Consider the following 4,305-nt stretch of genomic DNA (forward strand, 5'->3'; position numbering starts at 1 on the left):
GCTTGAAAATCCCCAGACCGGGCGCCGTCGCCCACATGTCCCTTCATCTAAAACAACAATGTCAAAGAGCCGACCGACAAAAGTGGCGGACAACCAGCACTCCCCGTTTTGATCCGGGGAACCAGATGTCCGTCTATGTTGGCGACCGGGAGGCGGGAGGCGGTAGAAACCGTCTGCACCCCGTCGGTGGAGTGGCCTTTAGGTGCGTCTCGTGATTCGGTCAAACCCTTTTTGCAATTTTATTGCGCTCGGGCCGCAAGGCACTGAAAACCGGATATTGAACTAAGACATTTTGCCACCTCCCGGCGAAGGAACTGCCGAGCCAGAGCCGAAGATGGCGTAACTCGACGGAAATTTGCTCCTGTAAGCGGCCGTTTCGTCCGTAAGCCTATCTTTACGGCACTCGCGTACGGCGTTCACCATGATTGATCCGACCGTGTCTCGCGCCCCAGCCCGGGAGCCAGCCCATGACGCTGATATAGACAAGCCTGCCGCACAGATTGCTCCGCCGCGAGTGGCGGTCATCGTCCCGGCTTATGGTGTCGCGCACTTGCTCGGCGAGGCGCTGCGTTCGCTGCAGGCGCAAAGCTTCGACGCCTGGGAATGCGTGGTCATCGACGATGGCGCTCCCGACAACGTTGCCGGTGCCGTGCGTCCTTTCCTTGCTGACCCGCGGATCCGTTTCGTGCCGACGGCCAATCGCGGCGTATCGGCCGCGCGCAACCGGGCAATCTCGGAAACGACTGCTCCGCTTATTGCACTGCTGGATGGCGACGACATGTTCGACACCCATTACCTGGCGCACATGGTGCCCTTGCTCGAAGGCGATCGCGATATCCGGCTGGCCACGTGCAACGCGCTTATCTTTGGCGCCATCCCGCGCGAGCGCCATTGTTTTGCCGGCAAGCAAGGCAGCGGCGATGGGCTGACCGGTTCGCTGGCCGACGTGCTGGATCGCAGCTTCGGTGTCTATATCGGCTCGACCTTCCGCCGCGCCGATTTCGATGCTGTCGGCGGATTCGACGAAAGCATGGCGCAATCCGAAGACTTCGATCTGTGGGTGCGGCTGATGCTGCTCGGCGGGCACGCAGCCTATGTGGACGAAGTGCTCGGCCATTATCGCGTCCGCGCAGGCTCGGCATCGTCCAACGCGGGGCGCATGCTGCTCGGCAATATCAAGGTCTATGAAAAGGCGCGTGCCGGCCTTGCTCCCGATCGGCCCGAACATTCGCTGATCAACCGGCTGATTGCCGATTCACTTGCCGCGCTGCGCTTCGAGCACGCAATAGACCGGGTCATCGACGGCGATACACCGGGAGGCCTGGCCGAGCTGCGCGCCGCTCGGCACCAGGTCTCCGGCCCGGTGTGGCGCGCATCATATGCCACCTGGCGCCTGTTCCCCCATCTCGCCCGCCCGATGCTGCGCTGGCGGCGGCGTGCGCATAGCCGGGGCGCCCAACGCGCGAGCCTGTTCACCCGCTTCGCCGAGGTTGACTCATGAGCACATCCACGGTTCCTGGCACGGGCCCGGCCCAAATGTCGGTGCGCAGCGCGGCGGCGTGGGCGCTGACGTCACAATACGCCGCCTTCGCAATCCAGTTCGTCACCTCGGTCCTGCTCGCGCGGCTGTTCATATCGCCGGCCGAGCTGGGGCTGTTCTCGATCGCCTTCGCTGCGGTCAGCCTCGTCTCGTTCCTCCAGGACTTCGGTGTCACCCGCTACGTCAACGGCGAGCGCGACCTGACCGAAGCCAAGCTGCACACAGCCTATACAGTGTCGGTCGCCTTCGCGTGGAGCGTGGCACTGCTGGCCTTGCTCGCGAGCGGACCCATCGCCAGCTTCTATGGCGATGCCCGGCTGCTGCCGATCGCGCGGATCATCGCCGCTTCGTACCTGATGGTGCCGCTGTCGATCGTCCCGCAGGCGACGTGCCAGCGGCGCATGGACTACAAGTCGAACACGCTGATCGAACTCGGTTCGTCGATCGCCAATGCCGCGGTGGCGATCGTGCTGGCCATGCGCGGGCACGGCGCGGCGGCGCTGGCGTGGGGCGCCTTTGCCCAGCAGGCGGCGCGGCTTGTCGTCAGCCAGTGGCGCGCGGCGAAGATCGAAGGCCGGCTGCTGCTGCCCTGGCCCTTGCGGTTGAGCGGCGCACGGCCAGTGCTCGAGATAGGCGCGACCAATTCGGTGCTGACCACCTGCTATTCGCTTAACGCGCGGCTGCCCGAACTGGTGATCGGCCGGCTGATCTCGAACGTGGGCGTCGGCCTGTTCGCGCGAGCGTCTGGCCTGGCAATCCAGTTGCGGCTGCTCGTGGCGGGCGCGGTGACCGGTGTGTTCTACCCCGCGTTCCGCCAGGTGCGCGACAGCGGCCAGCCGCTCGGGCCGCCGTTCCTGCGTGTGGTCGGTGCCTACACCGGCGTCACCTGGGCGGCGATGGCAGGGATCGCGGTGCTGGCGACCCCGCTGATCGAGATCCTGTATGGCCCCAAATGGCTCGAAGCCGCACCGCTGCTCAAGTGGATCGCGCTGTCGCAACTTTGCTATGTGGCGGTGCCGCTAGCCTATGACCTGCCGCTGCTGCTCGACCGCAAGACCGGACTGATCCGCCGCAACCTGATCGAAACCGCCATCTCGGTGCTGCTGATCGCGCTGGCCGCGCCGTTCGGGCTGGGCTGGGTGGCGATCTCGCGCTTTGTCCACGGACTGATCTGGATCGCGATCTACGCGCCGTTTATCCGCACCATGCTCGGCTTCTCGTGGCGCGATCTGGCGCGGGTATGGGGCAAGAGCCTGGCCGCGACGCTTGCCGCCGTCGCACCCTTGCTGGCGAGCTACGCGCTTGTCCGCCCCTCGGCCGAAGCCAGCCTCCTTCAACTCGGGCTTGGTACGCTGGCGGGCGTGATCTTGTGGTTCGCGGTGCTGGCCCTGACCCGGCACCCCTTGCTCGCCGAGATCACCGGGATGTTGCGCGCGCTCCGCAGCGCGGCAATCCGCCCTCGCCCGGCCGCCTCCTTGCACTGAACTCGGTCTCGCGAATTTCACCAAAGTGTCATTGGTCGATTCGCCGTGGCCAAGCCGCGGCGTCAGGCGTAACTTGCGCGGCGGGAGAACAACGATGCCGATCCTGATTGCGATCATGGCGATGCCATTGATGGGCGCCTCGCCGCTTGCCGCCTTGCCGCCCGTAGCGATCGCCACGATCGCCGGCGCCACGCTCCAACAGTCCGCCCAGCGCACCGCCGCGACCGACGTGGTCGACATCCCGGCAGACCGGCATGACCGGCCGACCGTGCCGGTCATGATCAACAACCAGGGCCCGCACCGCTTCCTGATCGACACCGGCGCCGAACGCACCGTGCTGTCCAAGTCGGTCGCCAGTTCGCTCGGGCTGCTGCCGACCGGGCAGCGCACCTTGATGGGCATCGCCGGATCGCGCACCGTCGATATCGTCGCGGTCGACGAAGTAACGCTCGGCCGCCATTCGTTCTACGGGCTCGATGCGCCGCTCCTCGATGGCTACGACATCGGCGCCGATGGCATCGTCGGGCTCGACAGCTTGCAGGGCCAGCGCGTGCTGATCGATTTCGAGCACGCCCGCATGGCCGTTGGCGAAGCACGCCAGCTCGGCGGCGACAACGGCTTCGAGATCGTGGTCCACGCCCGCCGCCGCTCGGGCCAGTTGATCCTGACCAACGCGCTGGTCGACGGCATCCGCACCGACGTGGTGATCGACACCGGCGCCGAAAGCTCGATCGGCAACCGCGCGCTGCAAAAGGCGCTCGAACGCAAGCGCCAGTCGGGACAGACGCAGCTGATCTCGGTCACCGGCCAGCAGATTACTGCCGACATCGGGCTGGCGCGCGAGGTCGTGCTCGATGGCATGACGCTGGGCAACACCGCGATCGCCTTTGCCGATGCGCCGCCGTTCCGGAAGCTCGGGCTGGAGAAACGCCCGGCGCTGTTCCTGGGCATGGCGCAGCTCAAGCTGTTCCGCCGCGTCGCGATCGACTTTGCCCTGCGCGAAGTGCTGTTTGATTTGCCGGGCACCAATCGCGACACCCGCAACCGCCCCGATTGGGACCTGATGCCGCCCTCGCAAGCGCGCTGATCGCGCGCACACTGGCTTAATCGCGCCAACGCCCTATCTGTACCGGCGATGCCACCCGATACAGCCGTGAACTCGCCCGATGCCCGCCGCGCCCTGGAAAACGGGCGGGGTTGGCAGACGCTCAAGCGATTCCTCCCCTACCTCTGGCCGCGCGACAATGCGGGCCTGCGCTGGCGGATCGTCGGCGCGATGGT

General features: G+C 66.0%; 3 protein-coding genes. All 3 read left to right on the forward strand.

All coding sequences use genetic code 11. From position 1 onward, the window contains the following. Positions 1-514 precede the first annotated feature (514 nt). Positions 515-1,501: a glycosyltransferase family A protein gene (locus Q0R16_RS08010; protein ID WP_295634682.1), complete on the forward strand. Its 987-nt coding sequence runs from the start codon at positions 515-517 to the stop codon at positions 1,499-1,501. Continuing rightward, positions 1,498-3,024, forward strand: coding sequence for an oligosaccharide flippase family protein (locus Q0R16_RS08015; RefSeq protein WP_295634685.1), 1,527 nt, complete (start codon positions 1,498-1,500; stop codon positions 3,022-3,024). The genes Q0R16_RS08010 and Q0R16_RS08015 overlap by 4 nt, the downstream gene beginning before the upstream one ends. Positions 3,025-3,118: 94 nt before the next feature. Next, the gene (locus Q0R16_RS08020) at positions 3,119-4,111 is read left to right on the forward strand and encodes an aspartyl protease family protein (RefSeq protein ID WP_295634688.1); all 993 of its coding nucleotides are present in this window, start codon (positions 3,119-3,121) and stop codon (positions 4,109-4,111) included. Positions 4,112-4,305: the final 194 nt, after the last annotated feature.

Source organism: Novosphingobium sp. (assembly GCF_025351285.1).
Classification (GTDB): Bacteria; Pseudomonadota; Alphaproteobacteria; order Sphingomonadales; family Sphingomonadaceae; genus Novosphingobium.